At 63.1% G+C, this 18,281-nt stretch carries 15 protein-coding genes and 1 tRNA gene; 5 read left to right on the forward strand and 11 right to left on the reverse strand.

All coding sequences use genetic code 11. The features are described 5' to 3' along the window. Window positions 1-28 precede the first annotated feature (28 nt). Window positions 29-1,798, forward strand: a complete 1,770-nt coding sequence (locus U8330_RS17105) for a calcium-binding protein (protein ID WP_323106444.1) — start codon at window positions 29-31, stop codon at window positions 1,796-1,798. Between the two features lie 154 nt (window positions 1,799-1,952). Here U8330_RS17105 and U8330_RS17110 read toward each other — a convergent pair whose 3' ends face one another. The 7 genes from U8330_RS17110 to U8330_RS17140 all read right to left on the reverse strand — a co-directional run bounded on the left by U8330_RS17110 (window position 1,953) and on the right by U8330_RS17140 (window position 8,424). Beyond that, the gene (locus U8330_RS17110; RefSeq protein WP_323106445.1) at window positions 1,953-3,044 is read right to left on the reverse strand and encodes a calcium-binding protein; all 1,092 of its coding nucleotides are present in this window, start codon (window positions 3,042-3,044) and stop codon (window positions 1,953-1,955) included. Window positions 3,045-3,256: 212 nt separating this feature from the next. Then, window positions 3,257-4,966, reverse strand: a complete 1,710-nt coding sequence (locus U8330_RS17115) for a PAS domain-containing methyl-accepting chemotaxis protein (protein WP_323106446.1) — start codon at window positions 4,964-4,966, stop codon at window positions 3,257-3,259. Between the two features lie 247 nt (window positions 4,967-5,213). Continuing rightward, window positions 5,214-5,298 (reverse strand) — tRNA-Leu (locus tag U8330_RS17120). 192 nt (window positions 5,299-5,490) lie between these two features. Continuing rightward, a complete protein-coding gene (locus U8330_RS17125) occupies window positions 5,491-6,918 on the reverse strand; it encodes a phosphomannomutase (protein ID WP_323106447.1) in 1,428 nt (475 codons plus the stop codon). A gap of 90 nt (window positions 6,919-7,008) precedes the next feature. Then, complete coding sequence (locus U8330_RS17130; protein WP_323106448.1) at window positions 7,009-7,437, reverse strand: YqaA family protein; 429 nt, start codon at window positions 7,435-7,437, stop codon at window positions 7,009-7,011. Continuing rightward, entirely contained in the window at window positions 7,434-7,742 is a 309-nt protein-coding gene (locus U8330_RS17135) for a SelT/SelW/SelH family protein (protein WP_323106449.1), read from the reverse strand. The genes U8330_RS17130 and U8330_RS17135 overlap by 4 nt, the downstream gene beginning before the upstream one ends. A gap of 76 nt (window positions 7,743-7,818) precedes the next feature. Then, window positions 7,819-8,424: a DedA family protein gene (locus U8330_RS17140; RefSeq protein ID WP_323106450.1), complete on the reverse strand. Its 606-nt coding sequence runs from the start codon at window positions 8,422-8,424 to the stop codon at window positions 7,819-7,821. 245 nt (window positions 8,425-8,669) lie between these two features. Here U8330_RS17140 and U8330_RS17145 point away from each other — a divergent pair, with 245 nt between their 5' ends. Together U8330_RS17145 and glgX are read left to right on the forward strand one after the other, a co-directional pair. Further along, window positions 8,670-10,610, forward strand: coding sequence for a calcium-binding protein (locus U8330_RS17145; RefSeq protein ID WP_323106451.1), 1,941 nt, complete (start codon window positions 8,670-8,672; stop codon window positions 10,608-10,610). 116 nt (window positions 10,611-10,726) lie between these two features. Next, a complete protein-coding gene (glgX, locus tag U8330_RS17150; RefSeq protein WP_416236873.1) occupies window positions 10,727-12,811 on the forward strand; it encodes a glycogen debranching protein GlgX in 2,085 nt (694 codons plus the stop codon). Window positions 12,812-13,027: 216 nt separating this feature from the next. On the opposite strand, the gene U8330_RS17155 is transcribed toward glgX, so the two are convergent. The 3 genes from U8330_RS17155 to U8330_RS17165 all read right to left on the reverse strand — a co-directional run bounded on the left by U8330_RS17155 (window position 13,028) and on the right by U8330_RS17165 (window position 16,453). Next, complete coding sequence (locus U8330_RS17155; RefSeq protein ID WP_323106452.1) at window positions 13,028-14,038, reverse strand: Abi family protein; 1,011 nt, start codon at window positions 14,036-14,038, stop codon at window positions 13,028-13,030. 112 nt (window positions 14,039-14,150) lie between these two features. Continuing rightward, the gene (glgA, locus tag U8330_RS17160; RefSeq protein WP_323107337.1) at window positions 14,151-15,614 is read right to left on the reverse strand and encodes a glycogen synthase GlgA; all 1,464 of its coding nucleotides are present in this window, start codon (window positions 15,612-15,614) and stop codon (window positions 14,151-14,153) included. Between the two features lie 263 nt (window positions 15,615-15,877). Then, a complete protein-coding gene (locus U8330_RS17165; RefSeq protein WP_323106453.1) occupies window positions 15,878-16,453 on the reverse strand; it encodes a DUF2934 domain-containing protein in 576 nt (191 codons plus the stop codon). Between the two features lie 252 nt (window positions 16,454-16,705). On the opposite strand from U8330_RS17165, the gene U8330_RS17170 reads away from it, so the two are divergent. Beyond that, window positions 16,706-17,122 (forward strand): hypothetical protein, encoded by a 417-nt coding sequence (locus U8330_RS17170; RefSeq protein WP_323106454.1) that lies wholly within the window; start codon window positions 16,706-16,708, stop codon window positions 17,120-17,122. Between the two features lie 101 nt (window positions 17,123-17,223). Here U8330_RS17170 and U8330_RS17175 read toward each other — a convergent pair whose 3' ends face one another. Further along, window positions 17,224-17,862: a TetR/AcrR family transcriptional regulator gene (locus U8330_RS17175; RefSeq protein ID WP_323106455.1), complete on the reverse strand. Its 639-nt coding sequence runs from the start codon at window positions 17,860-17,862 to the stop codon at window positions 17,224-17,226. 114 nt (window positions 17,863-17,976) lie between these two features. Here U8330_RS17175 and U8330_RS17180 point away from each other — a divergent pair, with 114 nt between their 5' ends. Then, on the forward strand, window positions 17,977-18,279 hold the full coding sequence (locus tag U8330_RS17180) for a hypothetical protein (protein ID WP_323106456.1): 303 nt from the start codon (window positions 17,977-17,979) through the stop codon (window positions 18,277-18,279). Window positions 18,280-18,281: the final 2 nt, after the last annotated feature.

An 18,281-nucleotide genomic window follows, 5' to 3' on the forward strand; every position in this document is an offset into this window, starting at 1 on the left:
GACCTGCAAAGCAATGTGGAGAGACCCTATGGGAAGCGAATTTCGCGTCAATAGCTATCAAAACAACTGGCAGCGCGGCTCCGACGTCCTTGCTCTGAAGGGCGGCGGATTCATGGTCAGCTGGGAGAGCTACTTGAACAATTACGACGGCTCGGACACGAGGGCGACCTATGTCGGCGCCCAGTTCTACGATGCCGCCGGGCGGGCAGTCGGAGGCGAGCTTTTGATGCGCGGCATCCAAGATGCCTATTCCGGTGCGCCAGATGCCACGCAGTTGAAGAACGGCAATGTGGTCGTGACCTGGGCCGAAACGCTGGACGACGCGATCTCGACCAACGGCGCGCATATCATGGCGCAGGTGTTCGACAGTCGCGGCAACAAGGTCAGCGGCGCATTCCGCGTGGATACCGTCAGCGCCTTCGAGAAGGTGGCGCCGAATGTGGTCGAAACCAAGGATGGCGGCTTCATCGTCTCCTATGGTGCCGACCGCTCGCAGACGAACTTCGACGAAGTCTATTCGCGCAGCTATTCCGCGAACGGAACGCCACGTGGGACCGACAAGGTCCTCAATACCGTGTCGAACGATTTCGACGAGCTGGTGACCAAGTCCGCCGCCCTCAGCAACGGCAATTCGGTCATCATCTGGAACTCCGAAGCCGCAATCGACGACGGCACCAACAACGGCCAGAACCAGCTGCGCGCCTCGCTCTTCGATGGCAACGGCAAGCTGATCAAGGGCGATTTTGGCCTGACGCCGCATATCGGCGGGGCGGGTGGCGCCTGGAGCGATGACGAGAACTATGGCTATGCCGTTGCCGCCGGCCCGAAGGGCGGCTTCGTCGTCGCCAATCTGGACTTCACGCCCAATCCGAAGGACGACGGCACCCAGGGCATCTATGTCACCTCCTACACCGCCACCGGCAAGGCGATCGGCAAGGCCATTCCGATCTTCGAGAAGGGCGTCGTGGTCAAGGATCTCGACATCGCCAAGCTCGCCAACGGCCAGTATGTGGTGGTCTGGAGCCAGCAATCGCTGGTGCAAAGCGATGTCGCCGACGATGCCTACGGCATGATCCTCTCCTCCAGCGGCCGGCCGGCCGGCAAGGTCTTCACCATCGGCGTCGATGCCGACAAATATGACGAGCAGGCGGAGGTCTCCGTTGCCGGTCTCGCCGGCGGCGGCTTCGCCGTCACCTACAATTCGGACTCGATCGACAGCGACGATGAGGGCATTGCCGGCATGGTCTTCGGGCGCGGCACGGCCGGCAACGACCGGCTGAAGGTCGATGCCTCCGGCCAGATGGCCGGGCTCGGCGGCAACGATACCCTCACCGGCACGAACGCCGCAGACTGGATTTCGGGCGACACGGGCAACGACGCGCTGGCCGGCTCGGCCGGGGCGGACCGGCTGATGGGCGGCACGGGCAATGACCGGCTGAACGGCGGCACCGGCAAGGATGTGCTGATCGGCGGAAGCGGGGACGATGTCTTCATCTTCTCCGCCGCCGCCACCGCGGCCAATGTCGACACCATCACCGACTTCTCCAACAAGGCCGGCAACAATGACCGCTTCGAGCTGCAGCAGCGCTACTTCAAGGCGCTGGACAAGGGCCAGCTGGACGCGTCGGACTTCGTGATCGGCACCAAGGCAAAGGACGCCTCGGACCACATCATCTACAACAAGAGCAGTGGCGCCCTGTCCTATGATTCCAACGGCAGCAAGGCCGGAGGGATGCAGCTGCTCGCGCATCTCGACGACGGACTCTCGCTGAAGGCTTCGGACTTCTTCATCGTCTGACCGCCCGCTCCTCTCGCTGATGAAACCGGCGCCGTCTGCAGTACGGCGCCGGCAAGCGGCACCGCGCCGACCAGCCCGTGCGTCGATGCAGAGCACCGTAGAGCGGCCTGCCGCCGTCCGCACCTCGGCTTGAAGGGCGCGAGCCCCTCGGGATTCAGAAAAGGATGAACTCCGAGGCTGTCATGGCGAGGTGGGTATCGAGAACGGCAAAGACGACCGCTTTGGCGCCGCCCTTTCCATCGCTATCATAGGAGAGCTTGCCGGTATCGGTCTCGTAGAGGATACGATCGGAGGCATCATGCGCCTTGCCATCGCTGCTGGCCCAGAATTGGGCGGTCGACAGGACCGTTGCCCCTGCAAGCTTCTCGAAGACTGACTTGGCCAGGTAGATCGTGTCGTCGCTGACCACATAGTCGCTGATTGTATCGCGATTGGTCTTGGCATTGAGGTCATAGAGGAAGCGGAACGTATCCTTCCCGGCGCCGCCGGAGAGAAGATCATTGCCGAGATCGCCCCAGAGGTTGTCATCTCCGCGGCCGCCGGACAAGATGTCATCACCCGTTGCGCCGACCAGCCCGTCATTGCCGGAACCGCCTTCGATCGTGTCGTTGCCATCATTTCCGTAGAGATCGTCGTTGCCGGCCCCTCCATAGAGGTCGTCATCGCCGGCCTCCCCATAGGCCTTGTCATCGCCGCGACCGCCGTAAAGCTCATCATTGCCGAAGCCGCCGTCGAGATAGTCCTTCCCCGCGCCACCATCGAGCAGATCGTCTCCGGCTTCTCCATACAGGCCGGCCTGCCGCTCGACATAGAAGCCAGCGCCGAAGGCGGTCGATCCGGCGCCGATCGTGGTGTTGTAGTCATCCCCGTCGCCGCCATAGATGCGGTCATTGCCGGGACCACCGAAAAGACCATCGATATCCTGGCCGCCATCCAGCATGTCATCGCCGTAGCCGCCATAGATGATGTCGTTGTTTTCGTCGCCGTAAAGCCTGTCCGCGCCGACGGCGGTCGACCAGTTGACGAGCCAGTCATTACCGGTGCCGCCATGGGCGCTGAGAATTGCCGGGGAGCCGTTCGTATCGACGGAGCTGTCGAGCACGATGACGTCGGAGCCGTCGCCGCCGAAAGCTACCAGATTGCCCTTGCCGTTCGACCCGATAACATCTGAACCGTCCAGCCCATAAGCGACCTGCGAACCCGGATTATAGATATAGTCGTTCCCGTCAGTTCCTATCCTGGACATGGTCCTTCTCCGCGAAAAGCAGTGTCGATGCCATGTCTAGGCGCGTCAGCCGCACGCAGCGTCCTGTTTTCGCCCCTCGACACTGTCATTTCTGACAGTGATGCCGAGAGGCCTTGTCCGCCTTTCTGGAAAAGGGTCAGAGGACCGAACCCTTCTCGACGATCACGGAAAGCCGGCGCCGCGCCCGTTGCGGCGCCGGCTTTCCTCTTGCCTCAGGCTGCACGGCCTTGGGCAAGGGGGCCTCGTTGCACGCCAAGCGCGTTGAGCGCCGGACGCGTTTCGTTTCCGAAGCGAAATTGATCGAGCAGGGCAAACAGGGTGGCCGCCTCTTCCGCCAGGCCATGGCTGGCGGCGGTCTGCTCCTCCACCATGGCGGCATTCTGCTGGGTGCCCTGATCGACGGCATTGACCGCCGTGTTGATTTCGTTGAGCGCCGTGGACTGTTCGCGCGCTGCGCTGATGATCGCGGCAATATCCTCGTTGATATCGGCCACCTGCGCGGCAATGGTCTGCAGCGCCTCCCCTGTCCGGCTGACCAGCGAGACGCCATCCGCCACGTGGTCGGTCGAGGCGGTGATCAGCGTCTTGATCTCCTTGGCGGCGGTTGCCGAACGCTGGGCGAGCTCGCGCACCTCCTGCGCCACCACGGCGAAGCCCTTGCCGGCATCGCCCGCCCGCGCCGCCTCCACGCCGGCATTCAGCGCCAGAAGATTGGTCTGGAAGGCAATCTGGTCGATGACGCCGATGATGGTGGAGATTTCCTTCGATGAGGCATCGATCTTGTCCATGGCCGAGATCGCCTGATGCACGATCGTGCCGGAATGATCGGCCTGCTCCTTGGCGCGCGACACGAGCGCGCCGGAGGCCTCGGCGCGGCGGGAGGAATCCTTGACCGTGGTGGTGATCTGCTCGAGCGCCGCCGCCGTCTGCTCGACGGAGGCCGCCTGCTGCTCGGTGCGCCGCGACAGCTGGTCGGCCGATTCGCGGATTTCGTCCGCACCGCTGGCGATGGCCTCCGCATTCTGGCGAACCAGCGTCATCGCACCCTTCAGGCGATCGCAGGCCGCGTTGAAGTCTTGGCGAAGCTGATCGAGCGCGGGAATGAACGGCGCATCGATCGATTGGGAAAGATCGCCATCAGCGAGGTTCGAGAGGCAACGGGCGAGCTGATCGACATTGTTGACCCGGCCCGTGACGTCGGTGGCGAACTTGACCACCTTGATCACCCGCCCCTTCAGATCGAAAACCGGATTGTAGGAGGCCTGGATGAAGACCTCCCGGCCCCCCTTGCCGATGCGGCGGAACTCGTCGGAGATGAACTCGCCCGCGTTGAGCTTGTCCCAGAAGGCCGAATAGGCTTGAGACTGCGCATAGCCGGGCTCGACGAACATGCGGTGGTGGCGGCCGACGATTTCGTCGAGGGAATAGCCGAGCGTCTTGAGGAAATTCGTGTTGGCGGAAAGGATCGTGCCATCCGGCTTGAACTCGATCACCGCCTGGGCCCGCGAGATGGCCTTGACGCGCGCGGACGAGTCGATCCCCTCGAGCTTGGTCTGGGTGATGTCGTTGGCGAACTTGATGATCTTCACCACCTTGCCCGCACTGTTCTTCACCGGATTGTAATTGCCGCGGATGAAGACCTCGTCGCCGCTCTTCGTGATCCGCACGAACTCGCTGCAGATGAAATCGCCGCCCTGGAGCTTGGCCCAGAAGGCGCGGTAATCCGTCGACTGGGCATAGTCGGGCTCGAGGAAGAGGCTGTGATGCTTCCCGATAAGCTCGCTCTCCTGATAGCCCATCAGCGCGCAGAAATTCTCATTGGCGCTCAGAATGGTGCCGTCGACATTGAATTCGATGACCGCGAAGGACAGGTCGAGTGCGGCGAGGATCTTGTCGGAACGGGACGCGAAGAGGCGGATCATGGCAGGCTCCAAAGCGGTGGTCTGGAGCATTCTAAGGCAAGAAACCTTAAGGCTTACGTAATACGTCACTTTCTGACATAAGATCCATAGCCCTCTGATTTCACGGATGATTATTAGGGGTCTGCGAGGGCTGAAGGCCGCGCTTCAGCTCGATCAGCCAGGAACAAGAGGACCATCCGGCCCTGCCGCGCATGGCTGCCTGTTCCGGCGTTCCCGACAAAGGGAAGGATCAAATTTTCGAAGGGAATGGTGCCCAGAAGAGGACTCGAACCTCCACGCCTCGCGGCACAGGTACCTGAAACCTGCGCGTCTACCAATTCCGCCATCTGGGCGACGGACGGGGGTGTAGAAGCTGGCCGGTCAGGTGTCAACAGGCTTTCGCATCTTTTCCTCCACGCTGCAAAATTTTGCTGATGGGCCGGCACGCCTTCTGTGGAGGAAGGGCCGAGTGCCGGCGTTGTCTTCGAATTCTGTCTCCATGCGACGCCCCCGGCAGGGCACGGGCGGAGCCCTGCCGGCGCGCTTCACCTCGTCTTGGCGAACGCGCGGATGAGGTCGAGACCCTCAGCCAGCAGGCGCCGGGCGACGGCCTCGTCTTCTGCCTCGACATAGCAGCGCATTTCCGGCGCATTGCCGGAGGGCCGAAAGTGGATGATGGCGCCGCTCTCCAGCGTTACGCGCAGCCCGTCGATATCGCTGACCGACACCGGCTTGCCGAGGGGCGCGAGGAAACCGGCCAAGGCGGCCTCGCCGCTGCGCAGATGCGCCATCAAAGCGGCACTAGTTTCGGTCGGAAACTGTTCCAGCCGGTCGCTGAGCGCCACCGGCAGCGCATAGAGGCGGGCGAGAGCGGAGAGGGAGAGCCGGCGCGTGGCTGCAAGCGAGAGCGCGGCCAGTGTCGGCAGAAAGCTGTCGCGCGTCGGCAGGGCGCTCAACACATGGCCGTTGACCTTGAAATCGGTGGCGGTCAGCGTGCCGCCATTCGCCTCGAAGCCCATGACCGACGTCTCGCCTGCATCACGCGCCGCCTGCATGCCGGCGATTACGAAGGGCGAGCCGACGCGGGTGCGCTCGATCCGCCGCTCTCCCTGGCGCTCCAGCCCGGAATTGGAGGTCACCGGGGTCACGGCCACCTTGGCGCCGAGGAAATCGGCGGCAAGCAGGCCGAGCAGATCGCCGCGCAGCGGCTCGCCCGTTTCGTCGCTGAGGAGCGGCCGGTCGCCATCCCCATCGGCAGACACGATCGCATCGAGCCCATGCTCCGTCGTCCAGCTTTTCAGGAGGTCGATGGTCTCGCAGGAAACCGCTTCCGTATCGACCGGAATGAACTGCTCCGACCGGCCAAGCGCAAGGACGGTGGCGCCGAGCTTCTGCAGCACCTCCACGAACAGGTCGCGCGCGACGGTGGAATGCTGATAGACCCCGATGGTCCACCCCATCAACGCGCCCTCGGGCAGGAGCGTGAGATTGCGATCGAGAAAGAGGTCGCGCGTCTCGTGCTCGAGGCTCGCAAGCGGGGCCGGCGTCGCGTCGATCGGCGCGCCGGCGCAAATGACTGCTGCCGCTTCGGCGATGGCCAGTTCGTCCGCTTTCCCGATCTCGCCGTCCGGCCGGTAGAACTTGATCCCGTTTCGATCGGCCGGAATATGGGAGCCGGTCACCATCAGCGCCGCGACCCGCATCTTGAGGCCCATGAGGGCGAGCGCCGGCGTGGGCACCGTGCCGCAATCGCGCACGCTGAACCCTTCGCGCTGAAGAGCGCCGCCGGCGATGGCGGCGATGGAGGGACTGGAGGCGCGGAAATCGCGGCCGATCAGGATCGTATCGCCCTCGTCGATCAGGCCGGCTGAGCGCAATGTGCGGGCAAAGGCCACGGCATAGACGGCGGCTGCCGGCCCTTCGAGATCGACGGACAGGCCACGAAGCCCGCTTGTACCGAATTTGAGACTCACCGCTGCCACGCTCCTTGATGATCGCCGGACTGAAGGAGCCGGACCATAAACGGGCGGACCGCCGGCGCAAACCGAAATTGGGGCCTTGCCCTAACCGAAGAAGGCCACGAGCAGGCCATAGCGCGCGGCCTTGCCCAGCGTGACGTAGAGCAGAAACGGAGCCAGCGGCATGCGCATGAGCCCGGCCACCAGCGTCAACGGATCGCCCACCACCGGCAGCCAGGATAAAAGCAGCACCGGATGGCCGTAGCGCTCAAAAATGCGTTCGGCCCGCAGCCTTGCACCCGGAGACACCGGAAACCAGCGTCGCCCCTCAAACCGCAGGAACCAGAGCCCGAGCGCGTAATTGACGACCGCGCCGAGCACATTGCCGGCGGTGGCCACTGCCAGAACCGCGGGTCGGGAAAGATCCGGATTCTGCAGGGCGGCGATGACCGCCGCCTCGGAGAGACCGAAAAGCAGCGTGGCGGAAAGGAAAGCGGCGGCGAAGACGCCGCCGAGCAGCGACAGGCTGATCATTCCGGATCGCTGCCACCATCCCCGGACGAGCGATCGACATGGCCAAGGTCGAGACCGGGCTCGATCACATCCCGCAGGCGCTGCTTGAGCGCCTTCGGACCGGGAAAACCGCCGTCGCGCTTGCGCTCCCAGATCAGGGCGTCATCGACGCGGATCTCGAACACGCCGCCGGTACCCGGAAGCAGCGCCACCTCGCCCAGGCGATCGGAAAAGGTCTGCAGCAGCTCCTGCGCCATCCAGCCGGCGCGCAGCAGCCAGTTGCACTGGGTGCAATAGAGAATGCTCACTCGTGGCTTGTGGCTCATCGTCCTGCTCCTGCCTTCCGTTGTGCGCTGTTCCCATAGGCCGGGTCGGCCGGCTTGGCCAGTGGTCCGGCGGCATTCAGGCATGGCGGCGGGCGCGGCGGACAAGAAACAGCCCGAGCGCACCGATCGCGATTGCCGAAAGCGCAAGGATCACGTGGAGATGCAGGCGCAAATGGCCAAACAGTGCCTCGACGGCATTCCCGAAGGCATAGCCGATGCCGGCCACCATCACGGCCCACAGGCAGGCCGCCAGCGCGTTCAGCGCCATGAAGCGAAGGGCTGGAATCTCGGTCGTGCCGATGAGGACGGGGCTGATGATCCGCATGCCGTAGAGAAAGCGGAAGGCGAGAATGAAGCCTGTCGGATGGGCATGGAGAAGCCCCCGCGCCCGCTGCATGGCCGGAGCCCTGTTCAGCTTTTGGACGAATGGCAGCGAGGCGGCGCGCCGGCCAAGCAGAAAGAACAGCTGATCGGCGACGAAGGATCCCAGCGCTGCCGCGCTCATCACCTGCCAGAGCGGCATCAGGCCGCGATGGGCCAGCACGCCGCTCAAGAAAACCACAGCCTCGCCTTCGATGCCGGCACCGAGCAACACGCCGAGCAGGCCATATTTGACAACGAGCCCCTCGATCACCCACCGCTCCAGACCGCGTCTGAACGCCCTATCCCATGCATCGGACATCCTTTCCTTTCCGGCAGAGGTAGAGCCGCGAGAAACAAGGGAAAGCCCAGTGGCAGGACCGGATCGAGCCGAAGCCCAACCGCCGATCACGCAACGATCACGCGAGATGTGACCGCGTCTCCGCCTCTCCGTTGAAACTTCTTGGCCAGCGAGACCGTCTCGGCTCGTGCGGAGAGTTCCGCCAGACACGGGCGACCGGAGCGCAGGAGGCGCGGCGGGGACGGCCGGCAACAGGGAGACGAGCCATGAGCACCGACACGACGAACGACGCAGCCCGCCGCGCACGCGGCGACGACACTTATCGCCTGGATCTGTTCCGGGATGGTCCGGTCGAAAAGGACCTCGGCAACGGCGATGACCGCGTCGTCCTCGACAGCCTCAACAAGGTTTCGCAGATCCGCCTGACGCTGACGAGCAGCGAAGTCGGCAATGGCGATGCGGAGGACAGCGACAGCATGGCGAACCAGGATGGCGACCTCGCCGTTCGCCTGCAGGCCGAAAACACGTTTGGCGGCCTGCGCGGCCCGGAAAGCCGGTTCGATGATGAAGGCATCACCTTCGTCACGGCCGGCAGTGCGACCTTCGACGTCCGCGATCTGGTAAGCGGGGTCTCGCGCGGCGACAGCTTCGACGTGGTCAAACTCGGCACGCAGCGCGACGATCTGTTGAAGGCAGCGGCCGGAGAGGGCGCCGCCTACATCAATGGCGGTGCCGGCGCAGACCGGATCATCGGCGGGACGGGCAATGATTTCCTGGTCGGCGGTTCGGGCAACGACGTTCTGGAAGGCCGCGATGGTGATGACGGTTTCATCGGCGGCAGCGGCAATGACGTGATCCGCGGTGGCGCCGGCAATGACCGGGTCTTCGTCAACCTCGCGACGGACGGCCAGGATCGCGTCGATCTCGGCCAGGGCCTCGATGTCGTGTCGGTCATGGCACCGGCCTCGGCCGGCCAGGTCCGGTTGACCTTTACCAGCAGCGAGGTCGGCAATGGCTCGGCGCGCGACAGCGATAGCCTGGCGAACCAGGATGGCGGCTTTGCCGTGCAGATGCGCGCCGAAAACGGCATGGACGGGCTTGGTGCCCGCAGCCGCTACGACGATGAAGGCATCCGTTTCGTGTCCGCCACGCCCGGCGTAACCTTCGATGTGCGCGACCTCGTCAGCGGCGTCCAGCGCGGCGACGGCTTCACCGTGGTCGAGCTTGGCACGGCCGGAAGCGATACGATCACGGCCGCGGCCTCGCGCGCCGAAAGCCTTTATGCCAATGGCGGCATGGGCGATGACCGGCTGACCGGCGGCCGCGGCGACGACTTCCTGGTCGGCGGCGCGGGCAACGACACGCTGCGCGGCGGCGCGGGCAATGATTCCTTCATCGGCGGCGCCGGCAACGATGTCATCTTCGGCACAACGGGCAACGATACGGCGATCGTCAACCTGGCGACCGATGGCAAGGACCGCGTCGATCTCGGCGATGGCATGGATGTCGTCAATGTCGCTGCACCGTTGACGGCGGGACAGGTGCGCCTTGCCTTTACCAGCGCCGAAGTCGGCAACGGTTCGGCGCGCGACAGCGACAGCATGGCCAACCAGGATGGCGGTTTCGCCGTCCAGCTCTTCGCCGAAAACGGCTCCGACGGGCTCGGTGCACGCAGCCGCTACGATGACGAGGGCATCAGCTTCGTCTCGACCACGCCGGGCGTGACCTTCGATGTGCGCGATCTGGTCAGCGGCGTGCAGCGCGGCGACCAGTTCTCCATTGTCCGGCTTGGCACCGAGGCCAATGACAGGATGGACGACAGCAGCGTAAGCGCCGCGGTCTATCTCAACGGCGGCATGGGCAATGACACGCTGAGCGGCGGCAGCGGAAACGACTTCCTGGTCGGCGGCATGGGCAATGATCGGCTGAGCGGCGGTGCGGGCAATGACAGCTTCATCGGCGGTGCCGGCAACGATGTCTTCGTCTTCGCCGAAACGGGCGGCAGCGAACGGATCAACGACTTCGTCTCTGGAACCGACAAGATTGATCTCAGGGCCTACGGGATCGATGCAAGCAATGTCGCTTCCGCAACGAGCGGCGCCGATACGATCCTTTCCATCGATACCGATCGGAATGGCTCAAGCGATTTTACCATCACGCTTTCTGGCGTCGGCCGCCCGGCGGACGGCGACTTCCTCTTCGCCTGAGGCTACACGGCAGCCGCGCACGGCGCGGCTGCCACCTCTTTGCCATTATTTCGATCCGCTAAAGGAACTTTTCCCGCGCTGCACACTTTCTGGTCGGTTCGACACAGGGGATCTCGATGACCGACATGACAGGGAAGACACGCGTGGAATCCGGCACGTGGACGACGCTTGGCGCCACGCCGGATAAGGACGGAGTGAATTTCGCGCTGTTTTCCGCCCATGCAGAGCGCGTTGAACTCTGCCTCTTCGATGAAAGCGGGCAGACCGAAACCGCCCGTATCGAGCTTCCCGAATTCACCAACGAAGTCTGGCACGGCTATATTCCAGGCCTGAAGCCCGGCGCGCTCTACGGCTACCGCGTCCACGGCCCGTTCGACCCGGAAAACGGCCATCGCTTCAACGCCAACAAGCTGCTCGTCGACCCCTATGCCCGCGAACTCGTCGGCGATGTCGCATGGTCGAGCGCCCATTTTGCTTATGACATGGAGTCGGAGGAAAAGGACCTCAGCTTCAACGAGGAAGACAGCGCTCCGGTCATGCCGAAGAGCCGCGTGATCGATTCCAAGGACTATGACTGGAAGGGCGACACGCCCCCGATGATCCCGTGGTCGAAGACGATCTTCTACGAGACCCATGTGAAGGGCTTTACCAAGCTGCATCCGGCCATTCCGGAAGAGCTGCGCGGCACCTTCGACGGCATGGGCCACAAGGCCGCAGTCGACTATCTGAAGAGCCTCGGCATCACCTCGGTCGAGCTTCTCCCCACCCACTTCTTCCCCGATGACAGCATGCTCATCGACAAGGGCCTGCACAATTACTGGGGCTACAACACGCTCGGCTTCTTCGCCCCCGCCACCCGCTATTACGGGCCGCGCGCGCTGGCGGGCTTCCGCGACATGGTGCGCGCGCTGCATGATGGCGGCATCGAGGTCATTCTCGACGTGGTCTATAACCATACGGCGGAAGGCAACGAGCTTGGGCCGACGCTCTCCTTCAAGGGCATCGACAACTTCTCCTACTATCGCACCATCCCGGACAATCACCGCTACTATATCAACGACACCGGCACCGGGAACACGGTCAACACCTCCCATCCGCGCGTGCTGCAGATGGTCACGGACTCGCTGCGCTACTGGGTCGAGGAGATGCATGTCGATGGCTTCCGCTTCGACCTCGGCACGATCCTCGGACGAGAGCCGGAAGGCTTCGACCAGCGCGGCGGCTTCTTCGACGCGGTGACGCAGGATCCGGTCCTCTCCAAGGTCAAGCTGGTCGGAGAGCCCTGGGATATCGGGCCCGGCGGCTATCAGGTCGGCGGCTTCCCACCCGGCTGGGCCGAGTGGAACGACAAGTATCGCGACACGGTCCGCGACTACTGGCTGGACACGGATGGCACGGCGCCGGATTTCGCCGCCCGCTTCTTCGGCTCCGGCGACCTCTACGACCTGCGCGGCCGCCGTCCCTGGGCGAGCGTCAACTTCATCGCCGCTCACGATGGCTTCACCATCAACGACCTCGTCTCCTACAACGAGAAGCACAACGAGGCGAATGGCGAGGACAACAAGGACGGCCACAGCGACAACCGCAGCTATAATTACGGCGCGGAAGGTCCGACCGAGGACGAGGGCATCAATGCCATCCGCGAACGCCAGAAGCGCAACTTCCTGGCCACGCTGCTGCTCTCCCACGGCACGCCGATGATCCTTGGCGGCGACGAGTTCGGCCGCAGCCAGATGGGCAACAACAACGGCTACTGCCAGGACAGCGACATCAGCTGGATTCATTGGGAAGACCTGCCGCCCTCCGCCGAGGAGCTGCGTGACTTCGTTCGCCGGCTTACAAGCCTGCGCGCCGCTCAGCCTTTGCTGCATCGCGAGAACTGGCGCGACGGCATGGTGATCACCTGGGTGAATGCCGGCGGCGGCGAGCAGACGGCCGAACAATGGGCCGACGGCGGCGGCACCACGATCGGCGCCGTGATCTCGCGCCCCGACCTCGAAGGCCAGGACGGCATCTGGTCGCATGCTCTGCTGATCTTCAATCCGCATGAGGGTGTGGTGCCCTTCGCCCTGCCGGAGGCACCCGGCGGCAGCTGGACGCTGGAACTGACGACGGACGACCCGACGCTGGAGGCCCAGCCGGTCGAGGGCGAAAGCTTCGACATGGCCCCCCGCAGCCTCGCCCTTTTCCGCCCGAGCTGATGCCCAATTGTCCGGAACAGTGGTCCGACTCCAAAAGCCGGGCCACTGAGACGACTTGCAGTGAGAACAACGGCGGGAGAACCTGATAAATCTGGAGCCACCCATCTTGCGAGTCAGCTCGTCCGTTTTTCATTGACACGAGAGCTCGGTCAGCTATATTCCGCATCAATACGGCCCCTGTCAGGTTGACATTTTGTCAGCTTGCTCAGGGGTTTTTTATTGGCGGCCAGACCAATGGGCGAGCCAATTTTCTCCTGCGCCCATACTTGCAAGGTCTAAGCCTACATGACGCAAGTCCGGGAAATCGTGCATCAACTCGACGAAGCGCTTCGGCCATGACGAAGTTGGATTCACGACCAACATTAAATGACGCAGGATACAGAATAGTAAAAAGGGGCGAGCGATTAAACGTTCTTGTCCTTTAAAGATTGAAACGAACGCGACCTCCTTTTCAGAAGGCAGCTTCGGTTGATCAACCACGTTTCTGTTCCACAGCCGACTATGATGCGCGCAAACATTTCGTAAAAAGTTTACAGACCTGAGCCAGCTAGCGAATACCCGACCGTTGCTCACTCCGTATTGACACGAAATTGCATCCTGATCGGCCTCTTTCATGCCCCCAAACAGTGTCGAGAGCGCTCCAAAATCCCACACCTCACAGCTAACCCAAATTGGGATGGGCAGGCCGTATCTCTGTTTATTGTGAGTGATAAACTCCTCCTTGGATCGAACGATAAGGGCAGCCTGCTTGGTCAACCACTTGTGGTGTTTAGTCAGACCATCCTCGCCAAGAACTTCAGAGAAGTTTTTGTGAAAGAGGCCAGGTATGAGATACGCAAAGCGATCTTTCTGTCCCAAACTATGCGCAATGTCGACGCGGACGGCGACCTCGATACGTTCGATGGCATCTAGAGCGAGCAGACGAAGTTTCTTGTCGAACACATAGAGATCAACAGCATTTTCGAAGGACGCCCCGGGCATGAAGCGATCGGATCGAAAGACCTCGGGATTTATCGTCTTAGGCTTACGAAAATCCGGCGTTAGTCGGCAGCACGGACCAGTAAGCTCACGCATAGGAAACCAATAACCGCTTAAGCGGTAGTACCCGATGCGCTCTAAGTAATCCAGCGCACGGGCCCGATCCGAAACAATCAGCCGCCGACCAATCAAACCGTCGAGCTGATCCTCAAAGCTTTTCCAAATCTTTGGGTGGTCGGAATTAAGCATCAATCCTTCGGCTTCTGATAAAGTGACGATGAAGTTGCGTCATATATCATAGACAAATGATTGACTGAACCCTAGTTGCGCTGCCGAACGCCGCCTTAGTCCCGATGAAACGTCAAGCCACCCGCCCGGAGGCGCGGTTGGATTGGATCAGGCGACCGTAGAGATCGGCATATTGCTCGGCCGAGCGCTCCCAGGAGAAGTTGGCCTTCATGCCCTGGTTCTGCAGCCGTGCCCATTTTTTCGGGTCGCGATAGGCGTGGAAGGCGCGGTGGATAGCGAGGCGAAGATTGTCGCTGGTGGCCGGGTGGAACTGGAAGCCGGTGGCGACCCGCGCCGACATGGCCGCGTCATTGGCATCGATGATGGTCTCGGACAGGCCGCCGGTGCGCGAAACGACAGGAACAGCGCCATAGCGAAGCGCGTAGAGCTGCGTGAGCCCGCAGGGCTCGAAGCGCGACGGCTGGATGATGATATCGGCACCGCCATGGATCAGGTGCGCCGTATGCTCGTCATAGCCGATCCGCACGCCGATACGGCCGGGATGCCGGCCGGCCGCCATCAGGAGCTGGGTTTCGATATCCTTGGAGCCCTTGCCGAGCACGATCAGCTTGCCCCCGAGGCTGGCGATCTCTTCGGCCACATCCGCCAGCATGTCGCCGCCCTTCTGCCAGGTCAGACGCGTAACGGCGGCAAAGACCGGGCCGGGCCTGCTGTCCAGATGGAAGGCCTGCATCAGGATCTCGCGGTTGACGCCGCGGCGGCGGATCTGGCGCACATCGTAATTGGCCGGCAGGAAAGGGTCGTTGGACGGATCCCAGACCTCCATGTCGATGCCGTTGACGATGCCGCTGAAGGCATCGAGCCTGGAAAGCAGCGCGCCCTGCATCCCCATGCCGAGCTCCGGCGAGACGATCTCGCGGGCATAGGTGGGGCTGACCGTGGTGACGGCGGAGGCGGTTCGAATGCCCCCCTTCAGATAGCTGATATCGCCGTAATATTCGAGGCAATCGATGCTGAAGGCTTCCGGTGGCAGGCCGATCAGGTCGAGATGGTCGGCGGAATACTGACCCTGGAAGGCGAGGTTGTGAATGGTCAGCACCGAAGGGATGTGCCGCGCATTGTCGGAATAGCGCATGTAGACGGTGGTCAGCGCCGTCTGCCAGTCATGCGTGTGAACGAGATCCGGCCGCCAGTCGGGAAGCAGGCCGCCGGCAATGGCCGAGGCGACATAGGAAAGAACCGCAAAGCGCTTCCAGTTGTCGGGATGATCGATCCCATCCTCGCCGGCATAGGGCCCGCCCGGGCGATCATAGAGCGACGGCGCATCGAGCACATAGAGATCGAGCCCGGCAGCGGTGACTTCGAGCAGCGAGGCCGGCGCGCCGAACAGATCGGGGAAGAAATGGATAGTCTTCGGCTGGTCGAGCTGCGCCAGCACCGGAGAATAGCCGGGCACGAGTGTGCGAGTCCGGTAGCCGCGCGCCAGGAGAACCTTCGGCAGCGCGCCGGTGACATCGGCCAGACCGCCGGTTTTGATCAACGGAAAAACTTCCGACGTCACGGAGAGAACGTTCACGCAGACCACATTCCTGTTTGCCATCGGCCGGACCATGCGTCCGGCGTCGTCACGGACGATTGGAGAGCCCGCATCCGCGGGTCGATGATGGAGGAAAGCGCTCATCCTGTCCTACGAAAAATCATCCCCTCCGAAGAAAAATTGTGCGGCGCAGTAACCGGATGGAAAGGAGTTCTCCGTGCCTGCCGCTCGTGTCTGTTCATGACCGGATCGGCCTGGACGCGCCGCGGATTGCGGCGCGCCGGCTGCGGATCGAACAGGCCCTATTTGGCCTTCGGCGTGCGCCGCGCCGGCGCCTTGACCATGGTCTGATCGGCCTTGGCGGCAACGGGCTTCTGGCCGGCGTCCTCCGCCTTCGACTTGGCAGATTTTGCAGTTGCCGCCGTATCGGTGGCGGCTTTTTCCGCGGTCGGCTTGGACGCCGCAGACTTGGACGCCGTAGACTTGGGCGTCGTGGACTTGGGCGTCGTGGACTTGGGCGCCGCAGACTTGGACGATGCGGATTTTTCCGAGGCGGGCTTGGCGGCAGCAGCCGTCTTGCTCTGCTTTGCCTGCGGCGCTGCCGTGCTGTCCGCCTTGGTCTTGCCGGCACCCTTCGATCCGGATGATGCGCCTGTCACATCGCGAACGGCCTGTTCCCAGTGCTCGCTGTGACGGCCCTCCGGCCGGCCTTCTTCTTCCCAGATTTCATGCGCTCTTTTTCTGATGCGGTCATCATCGGCTTTAGCCATGACGTGCTCCCTTTGGCGGCCGGCTCGAACCAGCTTCGAACCTTGCCTGAGCATATTTGTTCCTCGCTGACGGAACAGCAATATCCAGCCCCTTGGAAAGCGCCGCATGACCGCGTTCTTGACCGATCGTGACCGTGTAAGGCGCCGCTCAAGTGTCTTTCATCGGCACTCGAGCAGGCGATTGCGCCAATTCTTCGCGTTCTGCCGGCTTTTTTTCGCGAATCAGCAGGCGGAAGGCCGGCATGGCGATAGACCAGCGGCGCAGGCGCCCTAGTTCCGGTCTACCCTTCCTCATCGAACCCGAGGAGGACCCTCATCGCCGCCTCACCCACCGGCGGCCCTGCCGGAGACACCGAACCCATGACGACCTGGCCTCTTGCCCCCCGTTCCCTGACGCTTTCTATCGGCGCGCTTTCCGCCCTTGCCGGCGTCATGCTGGCCGCCTCTCCGGCTGCCGCGCAATCCCCCAAGATCGAGGATGTCTGCGTGCAGGTCGCCAAACATTTCCTGATGACCGAAACGGTGCATACCGGCGTCGTCCAGGCCTTTCCGGACCTCAAGCCGCCGGGCGCGCGCCTGACCTACTCGACCCGCGATGGCACCGAGCCCAAGGACATGGTCGACACGATCTCCTGCGAATTCCGCAACACGGCGGCTCCATTCGAGCTGCAGCGCTTCTGCCTGTCCAGCACCTGCTATGCGGCCGACGAACGCAACAACGAGAACCGCCGCCGCTTCGAGGAAGTCCGCATCCTGCTGCAGCGTGGTGGCCTCTAACCACCTAAGTCCAGCCGCTTCGCGGGAGCGGTGAAACAGCAGGGCCGGCGCGGCGCCATCCGCGGCCGGCCTGGTTGCACCACAGGAAAGACGATGGAGGCTTAAGCCGTATAGACGGCGATCGCCCGCTGGCTTGCCTCGCGAAACCGCTTGGCCGGCCCCTCCGCCCCTGCCGCCTGGCGCGACACGCGGGCGCCTTCGAGCAGCATCAGCAGCGTATCGGCCAGAAGTTCGGGATCACTGGCCTGAGCTGCCCGACAGAGGTCTGTCAGCCGCACGCGCTGATCGGCCTTGAAGGCCTCGATCACGCCATGGGCGGGGTGGCCCGACTCCTTCAGTTCGACGGCGGCATTGGCCAGATCGCAGCCATGCGGCTCGGACAGGATGCAGCTTTCGATCTTATCGACCCAGAGCCCGAGCTGGCCGCGGGCGTCGCCCGGCCGAGCGGCCTCGAGTTCGCTCCACAGCGCGCAAGCCTGGGAAGAGACGGCTTTCAGCGTCTCGCAGATCAGGTCGTCCTTGGAGCCGAAATGGCGGTAGAGCGTCATCTTGTTCGTGGATGCGGCCTCGGCGATCGCGTCGACGCCGATGCCGCGGATCCCGTGCTGGCGGAAGAGATCGCGTGCCGTGCTCACGATCCGATCACGCGGCGCCACTTTCACGTTTGCACCGCAGCAATCTGCCGCCGACTCCACAGTTGAGCCATGTTTCGACGATTTCTTGACAGTGGTTGTTGACATAGGTGTGACCGGTCGGTAACTATGCATTTGTTACTAAGCGGTAACATGCATGAGACGGAAGGTCAAGTCATGCCACGGGGGCTGGCTTGAACGCATGAGACGAAGGATACGGCCATGAACCAGGCCATGATGAAGACGAACGCAGACTATAGCTTCGCCAATGACGACCTGACCCTGTCGGAGGCCCTTGCCGATCCGATGATCCGCGCCGTGATGCGCGCCGACAAGGTGACGACGTCCGAGTTCAAGATGCTGATGCTCTCGGCGGCCAATGCGCTGCGCCAGCCGGTTCCGCCGGCCACTGATGGTGCCCGCCAGCATGCCACACGCCTGCTTGCCGCCCCCAAGCGCCGGCTGCTGGCCATGGTGCATCCGCTGGCGGTCGGCAATGCTGGCCACTGCGCCGCCTGCTACTGACG

It is taken from the genome of Rhizobium sp. CC-YZS058, from assembly GCF_034720595.1.
Lineage (GTDB): Bacteria > Pseudomonadota > Alphaproteobacteria > Rhizobiales > Rhizobiaceae > Ferranicluibacter.